The 15,353-nt window shown below is 73.7% G+C and carries 16 protein-coding genes; 10 read left to right on the top strand and 6 right to left on the bottom strand.

What is annotated here, in order from left to right; translation table 11 throughout:
* Nucleotides 1-71: 71 nt before the first annotated feature.
* Nucleotides 72-467, bottom strand: coding sequence for a helix-turn-helix transcriptional regulator (locus tag ACIOD1_RS12320; protein ID WP_365623570.1), 396 nt, complete (start codon nt 465-467; stop codon nt 72-74).
* A 134-nt stretch (nt 468-601) separates the two neighbouring features.
* On the opposite strand from ACIOD1_RS12320, the gene ACIOD1_RS12315 reads away from it, so the two are divergent.
* The 6 genes from ACIOD1_RS12315 (at nt 602) to ACIOD1_RS12290 (ending at nt 6,148) form a co-directional block, all read left to right on the top strand.
* Nucleotides 602-1,009: an RNA-binding S4 domain-containing protein gene (locus ACIOD1_RS12315; RefSeq protein ID WP_365623568.1), complete on the top strand. Its 408-nt coding sequence runs from the start codon at nt 602-604 to the stop codon at nt 1,007-1,009.
* Between the two features lie 168 nt (nt 1,010-1,177).
* Complete coding sequence (locus tag ACIOD1_RS12310) at nt 1,178-1,822, top strand: response regulator transcription factor (protein WP_365623566.1); 645 nt, start codon at nt 1,178-1,180, stop codon at nt 1,820-1,822.
* The gene (locus ACIOD1_RS12305; RefSeq protein WP_401901832.1) at nt 1,819-4,128 is read left to right on the top strand and encodes an ATP-binding protein; all 2,310 of its coding nucleotides are present in this window, start codon (nt 1,819-1,821) and stop codon (nt 4,126-4,128) included. Before ACIOD1_RS12310 ends, ACIOD1_RS12305 begins: the two co-directional genes overlap by 4 nt.
* Nucleotides 4,129-4,287: 159 nt before the next feature.
* Nucleotides 4,288-5,397, top strand: coding sequence for a GTPase family protein (locus ACIOD1_RS12300; RefSeq protein WP_401901830.1), 1,110 nt, complete (start codon nt 4,288-4,290; stop codon nt 5,395-5,397).
* Complete coding sequence (locus ACIOD1_RS12295; protein WP_365623560.1) at nt 5,394-5,717, top strand: hypothetical protein; 324 nt, start codon at nt 5,394-5,396, stop codon at nt 5,715-5,717. Before ACIOD1_RS12300 ends, ACIOD1_RS12295 begins: the two co-directional genes overlap by 4 nt.
* Nucleotides 5,714-6,148 carry a hypothetical protein gene (locus ACIOD1_RS12290; protein WP_365623558.1) on the top strand — a complete coding sequence of 145 codons (435 nt, stop codon included), beginning with the start codon at nt 5,714-5,716 and terminating at the stop codon, nt 6,146-6,148. Before ACIOD1_RS12295 ends, ACIOD1_RS12290 begins: the two co-directional genes overlap by 4 nt.
* A gap of 64 nt (nt 6,149-6,212) precedes the next feature.
* Here ACIOD1_RS12290 and ACIOD1_RS12285 read toward each other — a convergent pair whose 3' ends face one another.
* Nucleotides 6,213-7,532 (bottom strand): SUKH-4 family immunity protein, encoded by a 1,320-nt coding sequence (locus ACIOD1_RS12285; RefSeq protein WP_401901828.1) that lies wholly within the window; start codon nt 7,530-7,532, stop codon nt 6,213-6,215.
* Nucleotides 7,533-7,682: 150 nt separating this feature from the next.
* On the opposite strand from ACIOD1_RS12285, the gene ACIOD1_RS12280 reads away from it, so the two are divergent.
* Together ACIOD1_RS12280 and ACIOD1_RS12275 are read left to right on the top strand one after the other, a co-directional pair.
* Nucleotides 7,683-9,254 carry a molybdopterin-dependent oxidoreductase gene (locus ACIOD1_RS12280; protein WP_401901826.1) on the top strand — a complete coding sequence of 524 codons (1,572 nt, stop codon included), beginning with the start codon at nt 7,683-7,685 and terminating at the stop codon, nt 9,252-9,254.
* Between the two features lie 102 nt (nt 9,255-9,356).
* Entirely contained in the window at nt 9,357-10,004 is a 648-nt protein-coding gene (locus ACIOD1_RS12275) for a fasciclin domain-containing protein (protein WP_401901824.1), read from the top strand.
* Between the two features lie 118 nt (nt 10,005-10,122).
* Here ACIOD1_RS12275 and ACIOD1_RS12270 read toward each other — a convergent pair whose 3' ends face one another.
* Both ACIOD1_RS12270 and ACIOD1_RS12265 read right to left on the bottom strand, forming a co-directional pair.
* Nucleotides 10,123-10,428: a YkvA family protein gene (locus ACIOD1_RS12270; protein WP_365611675.1), complete on the bottom strand. Its 306-nt coding sequence runs from the start codon at nt 10,426-10,428 to the stop codon at nt 10,123-10,125.
* 27 nt (nt 10,429-10,455) lie between these two features.
* Nucleotides 10,456-10,920 (bottom strand): MarR family transcriptional regulator, encoded by a 465-nt coding sequence (locus tag ACIOD1_RS12265; protein ID WP_365611678.1) that lies wholly within the window; start codon nt 10,918-10,920, stop codon nt 10,456-10,458.
* Nucleotides 10,921-11,036: 116 nt separating this feature from the next.
* On the opposite strand from ACIOD1_RS12265, the gene ACIOD1_RS12260 reads away from it, so the two are divergent.
* Both ACIOD1_RS12260 and ACIOD1_RS12255 read left to right on the top strand, forming a co-directional pair.
* Nucleotides 11,037-11,621 carry a DoxX family membrane protein gene (locus ACIOD1_RS12260; protein WP_365611680.1) on the top strand — a complete coding sequence of 195 codons (585 nt, stop codon included), beginning with the start codon at nt 11,037-11,039 and terminating at the stop codon, nt 11,619-11,621.
* Nucleotides 11,622-11,672: 51 nt separating this feature from the next.
* The gene (locus ACIOD1_RS12255; RefSeq protein WP_365611683.1) at nt 11,673-13,475 is read left to right on the top strand and encodes a glycoside hydrolase family 15 protein; all 1,803 of its coding nucleotides are present in this window, start codon (nt 11,673-11,675) and stop codon (nt 13,473-13,475) included.
* 40 nt (nt 13,476-13,515) lie between these two features.
* On the opposite strand, the gene ACIOD1_RS12250 is transcribed toward ACIOD1_RS12255, so the two are convergent.
* A complete protein-coding gene (locus tag ACIOD1_RS12250) occupies nt 13,516-14,292 on the bottom strand; it encodes an ABC transporter ATP-binding protein (protein ID WP_401901822.1) in 777 nt (258 codons plus the stop codon).
* On the bottom strand, nt 14,279-15,316 hold the full coding sequence (locus ACIOD1_RS12245; RefSeq protein WP_365611689.1) for an ABC transporter substrate-binding protein: 1,038 nt from the start codon (nt 15,314-15,316) through the stop codon (nt 14,279-14,281). The genes ACIOD1_RS12250 and ACIOD1_RS12245 overlap by 14 nt, the downstream gene beginning before the upstream one ends.
* Between the last annotated feature and the right edge of the window lie 37 nt (nt 15,317-15,353).

Here is a 15,353-nt window from a genome sequence, read left to right as displayed (position 1 = left end):
CGGTGGGACGAACGGGGTGTGAGACGAGCGAGCGGGGTGGTGAGACGAACGAGCAGGCCGGTACGGGTGGTTCAGGTGCGGTCGATGTGCACGCTGGTGGACTTCACGCGGGCGGTGGCCTGCATGCCGACTTCCAGTCCCAGTTCCTCGACGGCCTCACGGGTGAGCAGGGAGACCAGCCGGTGGGGACCGGCCTGGATCTCGACCTGGGCGGCGACGTCGCCGAGCTTGACGGCGGTGACGATCCCGGGGAAGGCGTTGCGCGCGGAGGTGTAGGGCTCCCCGTCCTCGGCGTGCGCCCCCTGTCCCACCTCGACGGAGAAGGCGGCCAGATCGCGGCCGTCGATGAGCCGGCGGCCGCCTTCGTCGCGATGGGTCACGACCCGGCCCGCGTCGGCCCAGCGGCGAGCCGTGTCCGGGCTCACGCCCAGCAGACGTGCCGCCTGACCGATGGTGTAGGACTGCATGAGCGACAAGGTAGGGGCAGATCTGCCGCATTTGCAATTCGTTTGGGAGCATCTCCATCGCAGATGCCATGCCTCTTGTGGTTTCCGCCAAAACCCATTCCGCTTTTGGGCCCGCGGATCGATAAAGTCGCCTCATGGCTGATGCAGAGGCAGGGGCGGCCAAGCCGTCGCCGATGGAGACGGGCACCGCGCGGGTCGACGCCTGGATGTGGTCCGTCCGGCTCACCAAGACCCGGTCCGTGGCCGCGACCGCCTGCCGGGCGGGGCACGTGAAGGTCAACGGCGAGCGGGCCAAGCCCGCCCAGATGGTCCGCGCGGGCGACGAGGTGCGCCTCTTCCACGCGGGCCGGGAGCGGATCGTCGTCGTGCGGCGCCCCGTGACCAAGCGGGTCGGAGCGCCCGTCGCGGCGGAGTGCTTCATCGACAACAGCCCGCCGCCGCCCACCCGTGTCGAGGCCGCCGTGGTCGGCATCCGCGACCGTGGCGCGGGCCGCCCGACCAAGCGCGAGCGCCGGGACATCGAGAGCCTGCGCGGCCGCTGACCGGTCGCCGGACGCCCCCCCCCGGCCGGTCCGGGGCGCAACCGGGCGAAAACCCCACGGGCGGACCCGGCCGGGCATACGCTTCCGGGACCAGCCGCGCCTTGGGGGGACGGAACCGTGGGTTCATCGGCCGTGGGGGACGCGACGTCGCCGATCAGGGTGGCCGTCGTGGACGACCACCCCATCATCCTGTACGGCCTTCAGGCGTCCTTCGCCGACCACACGCCCGACATCGAACTCGTCGCGATGGCGGAGGACGTCGACACCCTCCTCGCCCAGGAACACGGCGCCGACGCCTCCGTCGTCCTGCTCGACCTGCGCCTGCGGGACGGCAGCGACATCGGCGAGAACGTGCGCCGCGTCCGCGCCACCGGCGCCCGCGTGCTCGCCTACACCACCGAGCAACGGCCCGCCCTGATCCGCAGGGCGCTCGACGCGGGCGCCCTCGGGCTGGTCCTCAAGGAGGACCCGCAGAGCAGGCTCGCCGAGGCCATCCGGGCCGCCCACGCCGGTGAGGCGTACGTCTCCAGCCGGCTCGCCCATCAGATCGTCACCGATCCGCGCGGCGGCATCCGGCTCTCCGGGCAACAGCACCGGGTCCTCGAACTGATAGCGCGGGGCCTGCCGCACGGACAGATCGCCAAACTGCTCCACGTCACCGAGGACACCGTCCGCACGCACCGCAAGCGGGCGATCGAGGCCTACACGGACGCCGGCGACGGCCTGCTCGGCACGAACACCGAGATCGTCTGGCGGGCCGTGGCCGACGGCCACATCGACATCGCGCCGGACCGGCCGGACGCCGGCGGGTGAGCAGGACAGGCCGCTCGGTGAGGGCGGGCCAGTCCTACCGAAGCGGGGTCGAAGCCGCGCTCTCCCGGTCCGTGGCGGCCATCGCGGTCCTCTTCGCCCTGAACTGGACGGCGTTCCTGTTCTCGGGCGGTCGACGGCCACCCGGGGTCACGGCGGTGGCGGTCGTCTTCGTCGCCCTGACCGCGCACCTCGTGGTCCGGGGCGTACGGGGCCGACTCGACGGCTCCGACGCCTGGACCGCCGTCGCCGTGGCGGTCCTCGCGCACCCCGTCCTCGTCCTGGGCGGGGGCGCCGCGTCCGTCGTGATCGGTCAGCGCTGCATGCTGACGGTGCCGGCCTTGCTCCTCGCCACCGGGTTCCTGCCCCGAACGGCCGGACGGTGGGCCTGCCTCGCGGCCATCGGCGCCCAACTGGGCACGAGCTGGCCCGTGGACGGCCCGGCGGCGGCCGTGGAGGGCATCTGGCCGGTGGTGGCGACGGCCGTGGCCGGCACGGTGCTCGGGCCCGTCATGCGCGCCGCCGGCGACGGGGCCGACCGCTCCGAGGCGCTGGCCGCGGCGGCCAAGGCCGAAGCCGCCCGGGCCGCGGGTCGACGCGAGGCCCACCGTGACTTCCAGGGGATGCTGCACGACGAGGTCAGCGCGGCCCTGCGGGCCATAGGCCAGCCGGGGATCGCCGCGGACCGGGTACGGGAGGCGGCCCGGGGCGCCGTGGCCGCGATCGCCGGCGCCCCCGCCGTGCTGGGGACCACGGGCGGGGACGCGGACGGGACCGCGGGCGGCGACGGGATCGGGATCCCCGGGGACCGTGGCGACCTGGCGGCCCTGGTGCGCGGGCTCGTCCCGCCCGCCGGCGCCGGGACGACCGTGGAGGCCCCCGGAGTCCTCGCCGTCCCGCACGAGGTGGCCGCGGCGGCGGTGGGCGCGGCCCGCGAGGCCCTGCGCAACGTCGCGGACCACGCCCGGGCCCGGACCGTACGGGTGAGCCTGACCGCCCCGGAGGGCGGCGCGGGGTTCCTCCTGCTCGTCACGGACGACGGAACCGGCTTCGCCCGGGGGGAGTTGAGGCGGTCCTCCGTCGGCGTGCGCCGCTCGATGATCCGGCGGATGGAGGCCGTGGGCGGCAGCGCGGAGGTGGTCAGCGCGCCCGGGCGCGGCACGACCGTACGCCTGGAGTGGCGGGACACCGCCCCCGACCCGGGGGCGCGGGCGGTCCCGGCCAAGGTCGAGCTGATGGGGGCCGCCGTCGGCGACGTACGCCGCCCGCTGGCCGCCGTGTGCCTGCCCTTCCTCCTGGTCATGGGCGTCATCGCGGCCCTCCACACCTGGCGGGCCCCCGGGGCGGGCTGGCTGATGGCCTGGTACGCGGCCCTGGCGACGATCACCGTGGCCCTGCTGCTGCGGTCCCGTCACGGGATCGGCGGACCGGCCGCCGCGGCGGCCTGCGCGTTCGCCGTGACGGGCGCGCTCGCGAGCTTCCTCGTCCTGCCCCTGGCCGGCCTCGCCGACTACACCTCGTGGCCGATCGGCGCCGTCACGCCGCTGCTGACCCTGTTGGTGATCGTGCGCCCCTCGTGGGAGGCGCTGACGGCCATGGCACTGGAACAGGCGGGCGTCGTCGTCCTCGTGGCGACCGGCCCGCCGATCGCGCCCACCCTCGGCGAGACGGTCGGCATGACCCTCCCCGCCCTGTCGGCCCCCGCCCTCGGCGTGGTCATGGGCCTGGCGATCGGGCGCACCGTCGCCCGCCTCGGCGGGGTGACCATGCGCGCCAACGCGGTCCGCTCGGCCGCCCTCGCCGCCGAGGCCGTCCGCGAGGCCCGGGAGGCCCTGCGCCGCAGGCGGCTCGCCGACCTCGGCGAGGAGGTCCTCCCCTTCCTCGGCGCCACCGCCACCGGGCGGCGCTCGCCCGAGGACCCCGAGGTGCGCGACACCGCCCGGCTGCTCGGGTACGCCGTCCGCGACGAGATCCACATCCCCGGCGTCCTCGACCGTCCGGCCCGCGACCTGTTGAGCGCGGCGCGCACGGCGGGCTGCGTCGTCACGATCCAGTCGGACTCGGACGACCCGCACCCGCCCGCCCTGCTGCGCCTGTTGCTGACCACGGCCCTGGGCACCGGCCCCACCCCCCGCGAGATGGTCCTCAGCGTGACGGCCTCGGCGGACACCGTGGACGCGGCCCTGGTCGTGCTGCCGGGCGACCGGAGCCGGGCCGGGGCGCTGCGCGAGGCCGTCGCCGGGATCAGCGCGGTGGTGGAGGACGCCGCCGAGTCCACCTGGGTCGAGGCGCGCGTCCGGACGGTCTGAACCGTCCGCTCGCCCCGAACCGGACCCGGTGGGGGCGGGGTTGTCACCACGGATGGGGACAGCCAGGCAGGGGGTCGCGCCGCGAGCATGAAGGGGTGCCGCGAAGGCCGGGGAGGACCCCGGTACTCGCCCTCGGCATGCCCTCACCGGGGAGCCTCCGTGAAGAAGCTCGTCCAGACCTTCCGCAAGGAACTGAAAGCGACGATGGGCCGCAGTGAAGCCCTCAGCCCGGCCGAACAGGAGGCGGTCATGCGGGAGTACGACGCCGCCCTGCACGGCGAGCGGCCTCCCCGCCTGGTCCTCATCGGCGAATGCGGCGTCGGCAAGTCGACGACCGTCAACGCGCTCTTCAACGCCGGCCAGCCGGTCGGCCACACCCGGGCCACCACCGACCACGCCTACGCGATCCCGGTCGAACTGATCGGCAGCCGGGGTCTGTTGGAGGTGGTCGACATGCCGGGCATCGGCGACGACGAGGTCAACTACCACCGCTACCTCGACCTCTACCACCGGGTCCTGCCGACGGCCGACGCGATCGTCTGGGTCCACGCGGCCGAGGACCGCAGTGTCCAACTGGTCCAGCAGGCGCTCCGGGACGTCTTCGGCCAGGCCGAACCGGAACTGGCGGGGCGGCTCGTCCTGGCCCTGAACAAGGCCGACGAGATCGACCCCCACGACTGGAATCCGAGCGCCAACCTGCCGTCCGCGCGCCAGCTGGAGGCCCTGCGCGCGCGGGCCGCGGACTTCACGGAGAAGATCTCCCGGACCCTGCCGCTCTGGCAGGGTGAGGCGATCACCTACTCGGCGCGCCAGCACTACAACCTGACGGCGCTCTTCAAGGAGATGATGCACGCGGTCCCGCAGCAGCGCCGGTGGGTGCTGGAGAAGCGGATGGACCTGGCGGACTTCACCGCCAAGGTGGACCGGAAGCTGTTGCGGGCGGCGTCGGCCCGGATGCTCGCCGAAGTCCGGCCCCTCGCGGCCGTCGAGGCCGCCGCCGCGGTCGTGCAGAGCGCCCCGGTGGTGCAGTGCACGCCGGCCGTGGAGAGGACCCCGGCCGTGGAGAAGCCCCCGGTGGTGGAGGGCGCCCCGGTCGCCCCGCCCGCGCACGTCGCCGGACCCCGCCACGCCGCCGCCGGATCCGGCACGGGCACCCGTCTGTCCGAGGTGTTCGCCGCGCTGCCGCCGGCGACGTTGCGCGAGCTGTGCCAGGACCGCGAGCGGTTCCTGGAGTTCACCCGGCGCGTGGAGCAGGAGAGCGGCCGATGAACACGGAACCCGCGGGCGCGGAGGCGGGCGTCGAGGAAATGCTGGAACGCGTGTGGGCGGCCATGCGCGAGAACGAGGACAACGTGAACGAGATCGTCCGCCTCTCGGAGGTCTCCTTCCGTCTGTGGGTCGACCACCTGGCCCAGCGGGTGTCCGCGGCCCTCGGGATCTCCTTGGCGCACGTTCAGGCGTTCTTCGCCGACGTCGGCTCGATCGCGCGGAGGGCGGGCCGGACCTTCTCCACCTCGTTCCACGACACCTACGAGAGGGCGCGCAAGGTGCCGCCCCCCGACCACCGGCCGCGAGGGGCACGCCGATGACGTGGGTGGAGTTCCCCTTCCCGGCCTGCCCCGCCTGCGCCCGCTCCTGGTCCGCGAGCCGCCACCGGGACTGCCCGGCCGGCCGCCGCGACGGCGGGAGGGGATCGGCGCTGGACGTCGATCCGGACGCGGCGCGGGTGCGGTGCACCGGCTGTCACGGGACCTGGAGCGTGTGGGAGACGCGGTTCTTCTGCGGCTGCGGTCGCCGCTTCGAGGCGGTGGAGGTGGAGGCCGCGCTGAAGGAGATCATCCGGGTGGCGTCCCTGCTGGTCGACATCCTGGTGCAGCAGGGACGGGACCTCGCCGAGATCCGCCGGGCGGGCGAGGCCTCGTTCCGCTCGTGGCTGGGGCACCTCACCGACGCGCTGGCGGGCGCGCTCGGCTCGGCGGCGGGGCACGTCGTCGGGAGCCTGTTGCGCACCCTGTTCTGAGGCTGCGCGCTACGGGGGCGGCGCCGTCCGGAGGGACGGCGCCGCTTCCCATGGGGCCGGTGGGTCAGTAGCCCCACACGCCGAGTTCGGTGATCGAGGCGAACACGTGCCCCCAGAGTTCCTCGGTGGGCCCGTCGGGGCCGAGCGCGGCCGGTTCCAAGGCCTCGACCTCGTCGTGGAAGTGCCCGACGCCGTCCTCGGCCGGGTAGGGGTCCCAGCAGGACCCCATGTGCCGCCGGACCGCTTCCAGCAGCCGTACGAAGGTCTCGGTGTCGCGGGCCAGCGGGAAGGGCTCGCCCCCGTTGCGGACCATGAGCAGTGCGCCGGTGTCCGGGCGGAGCAGGACCAGGCCCGTGTCCGCGTACCCGAGGTCGAAGGTGCCCAGGTGCAGGGAACCCGCGACGCCGGCCGCGCCCCCGCCGGAGTGGACCGGCGGACCGGACCCGTCACCGGCGGCCTCGAAGGAGGTGACCCCGGCCGCCCAGAGGCGCGGCAGGCCCACCGCGCTCAGCAACTCCCGCGTGGGGCGGTGGGTCAGGGTGGCGGGCAGCAGCTCCGGCGGGACCCGCAGTACGCGTGCCGCGCCGAAGACCGCGTCCAGCCGGGCGGCGCTCAGGGGCCGTTCGGCCGGAGCCGGGTCCACGAACCAGGGATCGCCCCCGCCCTCCTCCCAGGAGTCGTACCGGGCGCCGCCGCCGGACCGGGGGCCGTGCGCCACCGCGGGGTTCCGCTCGGCCACCAGTACCCCGCGGGCCTCGGCGATCAGGAAGCGGTCCCCGCCGAGGGCGACGGGCTCCTCCCAGGTGCCGGGGCAGTGCAGCGCCCAGTCCCGCTCCTCGGTCCCGAAGAGGACCGGCCCCTCCGGCCCGTCCTCCTCGTGCCACTCCTCGTACGTTCCGGCGTCGGGCTCCGCGCAGGGCGCGCCGGTGTCCAGGCGGAACCAGCGCTCGCCCTCCCAGAGCGACGACACCTTGAGGAGGGAGCTCCGCTCCGGATCGCCGAGCGGGGCGAAGACCTCGACGTTCCGGTCCCCGCTGAGGTTCGGCTCGCCGCGGTGGGCGCCGACCGGCCGCCACCAGGCCCACACCGTCCGCCACGGCAGGGCGGGTTCGGCGGCCTCGACCCGCTCGGCGTAGGCGTCCCGACCCAGCACCCGTGCGGCGAAGTGCAGCCACGAGGCGAACTCCGCCCGGGACACCTCCTCTTGGCCGAACACGGCCTCGGCCTGTGTGAAGACCTCCCGGCCCACCCCGCCGGCCGCGCCGTGGGCCGTCCGGAGCTCGATCCGGGCGGAGTCCAGCAGGGCGGCGGGGGAGGAGAAGGGAAAGTCGGGAGCCCGCGCCGACTCGTCGACGGAGGCGATTTCAAGATCGTCGTAGGGCATGGGGACATGCTGCCACCGGCCTGCGACGGCCGGGCCGGCGCCCGTTGGGAGGCCATTCGAGGGCTCCCGGCAGGGGTCAACGGCGTGGCGGCTCGACACTCGATCGACTGAACGGCCAATCCGCCGGCCGTCCGGCGCCGAAGACCGGTTGTGAGGATCAACCGAAGCACCTTCGCCCGCTCCGCCCAGGCGGCGCTCGGCGGCCTGCTCGCCGGCTACGCGGCCCTGGCGGTCGCCGAGCTGGTCTCGGCCGCCGTACGCCCCGAGTCGGGGCCCGTGACGGCGGTCGGCGGAGCGGCCATCGACCGTACGCCCCCGGCGCTCAAGGACTGGGCGATCCGCAACTTCGGCACCAACGACAAGCTGGTCCTCCAGCTCGGGATCGTGGTCGTCCTCGGCCTCCTCGCCGTCGTCCTCGGCCTCTTCGCCCTGCGCCACCGGCGCACCGGCGCGGCCGGGGTGCTGCTCTTCGGCGTGGTCGGAGGGGCGGCGGCCGTGACCCGGCCCGACTCCACCGGCCTCACCGACGCTCTGCCCTCGCTGGTGGGGGCCCTGGCCGGGGCCGGGCTGCTCTACCTGCTGATCGGCCGGCTGACCGCCGTACGCGATCCCGAGGCTCCGGCCGCGTCCGGCTGGAGCCGCCGAGGGTTCCTCGTGGCGGCCGGCGCGGCTGCCGTGGCCTCCACCGCGGCGGGCGCCCTCGGGCGGCAGCTCAACTCCACGCGCGGCAGGGGCGCGGCCGCCACCCGGGACGCCGTACGGCTGCCCGCCGCCGCATCACCGGCCGCCTCCGTACCCCGGGGGGCCTCCCTGCGCGTCGCCGGGATCAGCCCCTTCACCACCCCGAACGCGGACTTCTACCGTGTCGACACCGCCTTGGTGGTGCCGAAGGTGTCGGCCGACACCTGGCGGCTGAGGATCCACGGCAAGGGAGTCGACCGGCCCCGCACCTACACCTACGCCGACCTGCTCGGCCGGGACCTGATCGAGCGCGACGTCACCTTGACCTGCGTGTCCAATGAGGTCGGGGGCCCGTACGTGGGCAACGCGCGCTGGCTCGGCGTACGGCTGGCCGACCTGCTCCGCGAGGCCGGCGTGCGCCCGCCGTCCAAGGGCGGTCCGGCCGACCAGCTGGTGGCCCGGTCCGTGGACGGCATGACGCTGGGCAGCCCCGTCGAGGACGTCATGGACGGCCGTGACGCCATGCTCGCCGTCGGCATGAACGGCCAACCGTTGCCGTTCGAGCACGGCTTCCCCGTACGGATGCTCGTACCGGGCCTGTACGGCTACGTCTCCGCCTGCAAGTGGATCCAGGACATCGAGCTGACCACCTTCGCCTCCTACGACCCCTACTGGGTCAAGCGGAAGTGGGCCCGTCGAGCCCCGATCAAGACCCAGGCCAGGATCGACACCCCCAAGCCCTTCGCCCGTCTGGGCGTCGGCGCGACCACGGTCGCCGGAGTGGCCTGGGCCCAGCACCGCGGCATCGACCGGGTCGAGGTGCGGGTCGACGACGGGCCCTGGCGGGACGCCGACCTGGCCGTGGAGGACACCGCCGACACCTGGCGGCAGTGGTCCTTCCCGTGGCAGGCGGCGGCCGGTGGCCACACCCTCACCGTCCGCGCCACGGACCGCACCGGAGCCGTCCAGACCGAGGAACGCACCCGGACCATCCCCGACGGCGCGAGCGGCCGTCACTCGGTGGTGGTCAGCGTCGACTGACGGCCCCGCCCCGGATCCCCGCGGACATCCCGCGGACCTCCGGACCCCAAACCCTTCTCTGATCTTCCCTCGAACACAGCGATCCCAAGGAGAACCCCCGTCATGAACAGCAGCACCTTCCGCCGTACCGCCGTCGCCGTCGCCGCCGCCGCGCTCCTGCCCTTCGCGCTGGCCGCCTGCTCGTCCTCCGACGCCGACAAGGACTCCACCTCGGGGTCCGCCGCCTCCTCCGCGGCCGCCACCCCGAGCAGCGCGAGCTCCTCGGCCGCCCTGGCCGACGGCCCCTTCGGTCCGGCCTGTGCGGGCGTTCCGGCCGAGGGCGCGGGGTCCTTCGACGGCATGGCCAAGGACCCGGTGGCCACGGCCGCCTCGAACAACCCGGCACTGTCCACCCTGGTCACCGCCGTCAAGCAGGCCGGTCTCGTGGACACCCTGAACAACGCCAAGGACATCACCGTCTTCGCGCCCACCAACGAGGCGTTCGCGAAGATCCCGAAGGCCGACCTCGACAAGGTCCTCGCCGACAAGGCCATGCTCACCAAGATCCTCACCTACCACGTCGTCGGTGAGAAGCTCACCCCGAAGCAGCTGGAGAGCGGCTCCTTCGACACCCTGGAGAAGGGCAAGATCACCACGGCCGGATCGGGCGAGGCCTACAAGGTCAACGGCACGTCCAACGTGGTCTGCGGCAACGTCCCGACCGCGAACGCCACCGTCTACATCGTCGACACCGTCCTGATGCCCAAGTAGTCCGAACGCCGCGGGAGCAGGAGCGGTCGAAGCGGCTCCGCGCCGCCGCAGGCCCCACAGCGAACGCCGCGTGGCCCCGGGGAATGGGCCGCGCGGCGTTCTTCGCGGGGGTCCGCCGTCACGCGGTCCGGTCGGCGGACGGCAGGGCGGCGGGCTTCCGTGCCGTCGCGGCGGCGGCGTGCAGGGAGCGCAGGGCGAGCAGCAGGACCCCGATGTCGTCGAGGTAGACCGGGTCCGGGATCAGGTCCACCGGGGAGATCGTGTAGACGACCGCCACCCAGAACAGCGCCTTGTCGCGCAGCGGGATCCCGGCGTCCATCAGCAGCCGCCGTGCGGCGAAGACGCGTACCAGGAGTACGGCCGCGGTCACCGCCGCCGCGAGGGCCAGGACTCCGAGAAGGATCAGCCAGACTTTTCCGTCCATGGGCGCTCTTCTACCCCGTCGGGCGGATCAGGCACCCTGTGCGCGCAGTCGGCGGCTGACCTCGCCCAGTCCGTCGGCGATCGCGTCGAGCTGCTCGGGGGTCAGGACGTCGACGAGGGCCTCGCGGACGGTGGCCACGTGCCCGGGGGCGGCCTCCCGGAGCCGGTCGTGGCCCGCCTCGGTCAGGACGGCGAAGACCCCGCGCACGTCGGAGGGGCAACTGCGGCGCCGGACCAGGCCCGCCTTCTCCATCTGGGTGACCTGGTAGGTCAGTCCGCTCTTGGAGTTGATGAGGCCGTTGGCCAGCTCGGTCATCCGCAGTTCGTGATCGGGTGCGGCGGCGAGGCGCACGAGGATCTCGTACTGGGGGTGGGAGAGTCCCGAATCGTCCTTGAGCTGCTGGTCGAGGCGGCGGTTCACCAGCGCGGAGGCGGCCAGGAAGCCGTCCCAGGCCCGCATCTCACGGTCGTCCAGCCATCGGGTTTCAGCCATGGCGACAGCCTACACGAGTTGTTCCAATTTGAATCAGTGGTTAGGGTCGGGAGCCAGGTTCGAATTTGAACAACTCCTGCCCCTCCCTTCGGACCGTCCCCACCGAAAGGCCCCCCATGCCCAGCACCCCCGCCGACACCTCCGCCACGAAGGGCGCGCCCGCGCGCCCCGCCGACCGCGCGCCCGCCGCGGGCGCCCCGACCGCCCCCACCGCTTACCACGACGCCGGACTCCTGCTCCTGCGCCTCGTCCTCGGCCTCACCGTCGCCGCCCACGGCACCCAGAAGCTCTTCGGCTGGTTCGGCGGTGGCGGCATCAGCGGCACCGGCCGGTTCTTCGACTCCGTCGGCTACCCGGCGGGCGACACCATGGCCGCCATCGCGGGCCTGACCGAAACCCTGGGCGGCCTCGGCCTCGCCCTCGGGCTGCTCACCCCGCTCGCCGGGGCCGCGGTCACCGGCACCATGATCAACGCCATCGTGGTCCACGGCACCGGTTCCTTCTTCGCCCCCGAGGGCTTCGAGTACGAACTGCTGCTCACCGCGGCCGCCGCCGCACTGACCCTCACCGGCCCGGGCCGTCTCGCCCTCGACCGGCTGCTCCCCGTCCCCGCGCGGCTCGCCCACCGACCCGCCCTCGGGGCCCAGGCGCTCGCCCTCGGGGTGGTCTTGGCGGCCGTGACGCTGCTCATTCGGAAGTAGCGACTCCGAACGGGCCGATTGACCCCGGCCGATGGCGGGAACAGCGGATGAATGACACACCCCACACAGGCGATCGAAGACTACGCAATCATCGGCGACCTCATGACGAGCGCACTGGTCGGCCGCGACGGGTCCATCGACTGGCTGTGCTTTCCCCGCTTCGACTCGGCGGCCTGCTTCGCCGCCCTCCTCGGCGACGAGGAGAACGGTCACTGGCGCATCGCCCCGGCGGGCGCCACCGACGGTGAACAGTGCACCCGCCGGGCCTACTCCGACGGCACGCTCGTCCTGGAGTCCTTCTGGGACACGGCGGACGGCACCGTGAAGGTCACCGACTTCATGCCGCAGCGCGACACCGCGCCCGACGTGATGCGCATCGTCGAGGGAGTCTCCGGACGGGTCACCGTCCGCAGCACCCTGCGGCTGCGCTTCGACTACGGCCACGTCGTCCCGTGGGTCCGGCGCAGCGACGCGGACCGCGTCGCCGTCGCCGGACCCGACGCGGCGTGGTTCCGCAGCGAGCCCGCCGTACGGACCTGGGGCGCGGACAACAGCACCCTCTCGGAGTTCACCGTCGGCCCGGGGGAGAAGGTGGCCTTCGTGCTCACCTGGCACCCCTCGCACGAACCGCGCCCCGAGCCCGTCGACCCGTACGAGGCCCTGGAGCAGAGCCTCGTCGACTGGCGGACGTGGAGCGCCCGCTGCCGGTACGAGGGCCCCTACCGGGAGGCCGTCCTGCGCTCCCTGATCACCCTCAAGGCCCTCACCTACGCCCCGACCGGCGGGATCGTCGCCGCCGCCACCACCTCCCTGCCGGAGGAGCTGGGCGGCGTCCGCAACTGGGACTACCGCTACTGCTGGCTGCGCGACTCCACCCTGACCCTCGGGGCCCTGGTGGCCACCGGCTACCTCGACGAGGCCCGCGCCTGGCGCCACTGGCTGCTCCGCGCGGTGGCCGGCGACCCCGCCGACCTCCAGATCATGTACGGGATCGGGGGCGAACGCCGGATCCCGGAGATCGACCTGCCGTGGCTGCGCGGGTACGCCGACTCCGCGCCCGTCCGCGTGGGCAACGCGGCCGTGGACCAACTCCAGCTGGACGTCTACGGCGAGGTGCTGGACTCCCTGTTCCTGGCGCGCTCCTCCGGACTCGCCTCCGAGCGGCACGCCTGGAAGATCCAGCTGGCCCTCCTCGACTTCCTGGAGCACAACTGGCAGCGGCCCGACGAGGGGTTGTGGGAGGTGCGCGGACCGCGTCGGCACTTCGTGCACTCCAAGGTGATGGCCTGGGTGGCCGCCGACCGGGCCGTGCGCACGCTGGAGGCCAGCCCGGAGATGCCCGGGGACGTCGAGCGCTGGCGGACCATAAGGGACGAGGTCCACCGCGACGTCTGCGAGAACGGCTTCGACGCCGAGCGGGGCACCTTCACCCAGTACTACGGCTCGCGCGAACTGGACGCGGCCACCCTCCTCATCCCCCGCGTGGGCTTCCTGCCGCCCGACGACCCCCGCGTCATCGGTACCGTCGACGCCGTCCGCGCCGAACTGGGCCGCAGCGGACTCGTCCGCCGCTACAGCACCGAGGGCCCCTCCGTGGACGGCCTGCCCGGCGACGAAGGGGCCTTCCTGGCCTGCTCGTTCTGGCTCGTGGACGCGCTGCACCTGACCGGCCGGGAGAAGGACGCGCGCGAGCTCTTCGAACGCCTCCTGGACGTCTGCAACGACGTGGGTCTGCTCGCCGAGGAGTACGACCCCATCGCGGACCGCCAGCTCGGCAACTTCCCCCAGGCCTTCAGCCACATCGGGCTGGTGAACACCGCCCTGATCCTGAGTCGCGCCCCCGGACACTCCTGACCGTCCGGTCGGGCGGGTCGCCACCCCGCCCGACCACGCCCTAACGGGTCAGTTCCGTCAGGCGGGTACGGAGGTGGGTGAAGCGGGGGGAGGCGCGGAGGGTCGGGAGGTCCGCGGAGGGGGCCCGGTCCAGGTCGATCGGGAGGTCCGCCACCACCCGACCCGGGCCCGCCGCCATGACCACGACGCGGGAGCCCAGCAGCACCGCCTCCTCGGCGGAGTGCGTCACGAACAGCACCGTGGTGCCGAGCCGACCCGCCAGGCTCCGGACCTCCTCCTGGAGCCGCTCGCGGGTCAGGGCGTCGAGCGCGGCGAACGGCTCGTCCATCAGCAGCAGTTCGGGTTCCGCCGCCAACGCCCGGGCGATGGCCACCCGCTGCTGCTGGCCACCCGACAGCTCCCAGGTGCGCCGCCCGGCCGTCCCGGCCAGGCCGACCCGCTCCAGCAGCTCCGCGACCCGCGCGGGCCGCTCGGCGCGCGGCACCCCGTGCCGGGCCAGCGCGAAGGCGATGTTCCCGCCGACGGTGCGCCACGGGAACAGGCGCGGCTGTTGGAACACCACTCCCGCGCCACGTCCCGGCAGCGGCGCGGAGCCGCGTACCAGGGCGCGCCCGGTCGCCGCCCGCTCGAAGCCCGCCACCACCCGCAGCAGGGTGGTCTTGCCGCAGCCGGAAGGGCCGACCAGCACGACGAACTCGCCGGCCTCGATCCGCAGGTCGACCCCCTCGACCGCGGTGACCTGCCGCTTCGGCGGACCGTAGCGGACGGCCACGCCCGCGAGGTCCACGACGGCGGTGGCGACCTCAGTGCGCGGCACGGGCCAGCTCCTCCACCGCAAGGGCCCGACCGAAGGTCGCCTCGTCCGGCGCGCTCTCCACCGCCTTCTGCCCCTTCAGGAACACCGCCGCGTCGTGCAGGTTCGCCGCCAGCCTGCCGGGGGCGCCCGGTGTGCCGAGGTACTCCGCCCCGGTCTGCTCCTTCGCGTTCAGCAGCACCAGCTCCGACAGCTGCCGCTTCGCCTCCTCGACGGGCAGCCCCAGCTCGGCCGAGAGGGACTTCGCGGCCTGGTCGGGGGCGGTACGGGTCTGGCCGACGGCCTGGTCCTGCGCCTTCAGCCAGGCGGTGACCACGTCCGGGTGCTTGGCCGCGAAGGCGTTCGTGACCACGCCCAGGTCGGCCGTGGGCTTGCCCTGCCGCGCCAGTTCCCGGCTGGTGACCAGCACCTTCCCGTCCTTGGTCAGCTCCCCGAGGGTGGGCGTCCACACGTACGCGGCGTCGATGTCCCCGCGCTTCCACGCCGCGAGGGTGTCCTGCGGCTGGAGGTCGACGATCTGCACGGCGGACGGCTCGATCCCGGCCGCCGTCAGCGCGGCCAGCAGCGAGTAGTGGGAGGTGGAACCGAAGGGCGTGGCCACCTTCTTGCCGACCAGGTCCTTCACCGAACCGATGCCGGACTTCGCGACGAGCGCCTCGTTGTCACCGATCAGGTCGTGGATCCACAGGACCTTGTACGGGATGTTCAGCGGCGCCGACAGGCCCTTGGTGACGGGGCTGGATCCGGCCAGGCCCAGGTCCACCGCGCCGGCGATGACGGCGGTGTTCACATCGCCGCCGGACTCGAACTTCACCCACTTCACGTCGACTTCGGGCAGCGCCTTCTCCAGCAGTCGCTGGTTCTTCACGACCAGGTCGGCGTTGGGTATCGCCTGGTAGGCGATGCGTACGGTGGTCTTCCCCGAACCACCGCCGTCGCCGCCGGCTCCGCACGCCACCGTGGCGGTGGCGGTGAGGAGGGTGGCGGCGGCCAGCAGCAGGGTGCGGCGCGTGAGGTGTCTGGGCATGGCGGAACTCCGGTGGTGGTTCTGGAAGGGTGAAGTG

The sequence above is a fragment of the Streptomyces sp. NPDC088097 genome (assembly GCF_044741845.1).
GTDB lineage: Bacteria > Actinomycetota > Actinomycetes > Streptomycetales > Streptomycetaceae > Streptomyces.
This window is presented reverse-complemented; position numbering and strand designations above follow the sequence as displayed.

What these genes read in the sequence shown, in the direction of transcription:
- ACIOD1_RS12315 (WP_365623568.1), top strand. Translation starts at nt 602, where the DNA reads ATGGCTGATGCAGAGGCAGGGGCGGCCAAGCCGTCGCCGATGGAGACG.
- ACIOD1_RS12260 (WP_365611680.1), top strand. Translation starts at nt 11,037, where the DNA reads ATGCCCAGCACCCCCGCCGACACCTCCGCCACGAAGGGCGCGCCCGCG.
- ACIOD1_RS12270 (WP_365611675.1), bottom strand. Translation starts at nt 10,428, where the DNA reads ATGGACGGAAAAGTCTGGCTGATCCTTCTCGGAGTCCTGGCCCTCGCG.
- ACIOD1_RS12295 (WP_365623560.1), top strand. Translation starts at nt 5,394, where the DNA reads ATGAACACGGAACCCGCGGGCGCGGAGGCGGGCGTCGAGGAAATGCTG.
- ACIOD1_RS12255 (WP_365611683.1), top strand. Translation starts at nt 11,673, where the DNA reads ATGACACACCCCACACAGGCGATCGAAGACTACGCAATCATCGGCGAC.
- ACIOD1_RS12285 (WP_401901828.1), bottom strand. Translation starts at nt 7,532, where the DNA reads ATGCCCTACGACGATCTTGAAATCGCCTCCGTCGACGAGTCGGCGCGG.
- ACIOD1_RS12265 (WP_365611678.1), bottom strand. Translation starts at nt 10,920, where the DNA reads ATGGCTGAAACCCGATGGCTGGACGACCGTGAGATGCGGGCCTGGGAC.
- ACIOD1_RS12290 (WP_365623558.1), top strand. Translation starts at nt 5,714, where the DNA reads ATGACGTGGGTGGAGTTCCCCTTCCCGGCCTGCCCCGCCTGCGCCCGC.
- ACIOD1_RS12275 (WP_401901824.1), top strand. Translation starts at nt 9,357, where the DNA reads ATGAACAGCAGCACCTTCCGCCGTACCGCCGTCGCCGTCGCCGCCGCC.
- ACIOD1_RS12320 (WP_365623570.1), bottom strand. Translation starts at nt 467, where the DNA reads ATGCAGTCCTACACCATCGGTCAGGCGGCACGTCTGCTGGGCGTGAGC.
- ACIOD1_RS12245 (WP_365611689.1), bottom strand. Translation starts at nt 15,316, where the DNA reads ATGCCCAGACACCTCACGCGCCGCACCCTGCTGCTGGCCGCCGCCACC.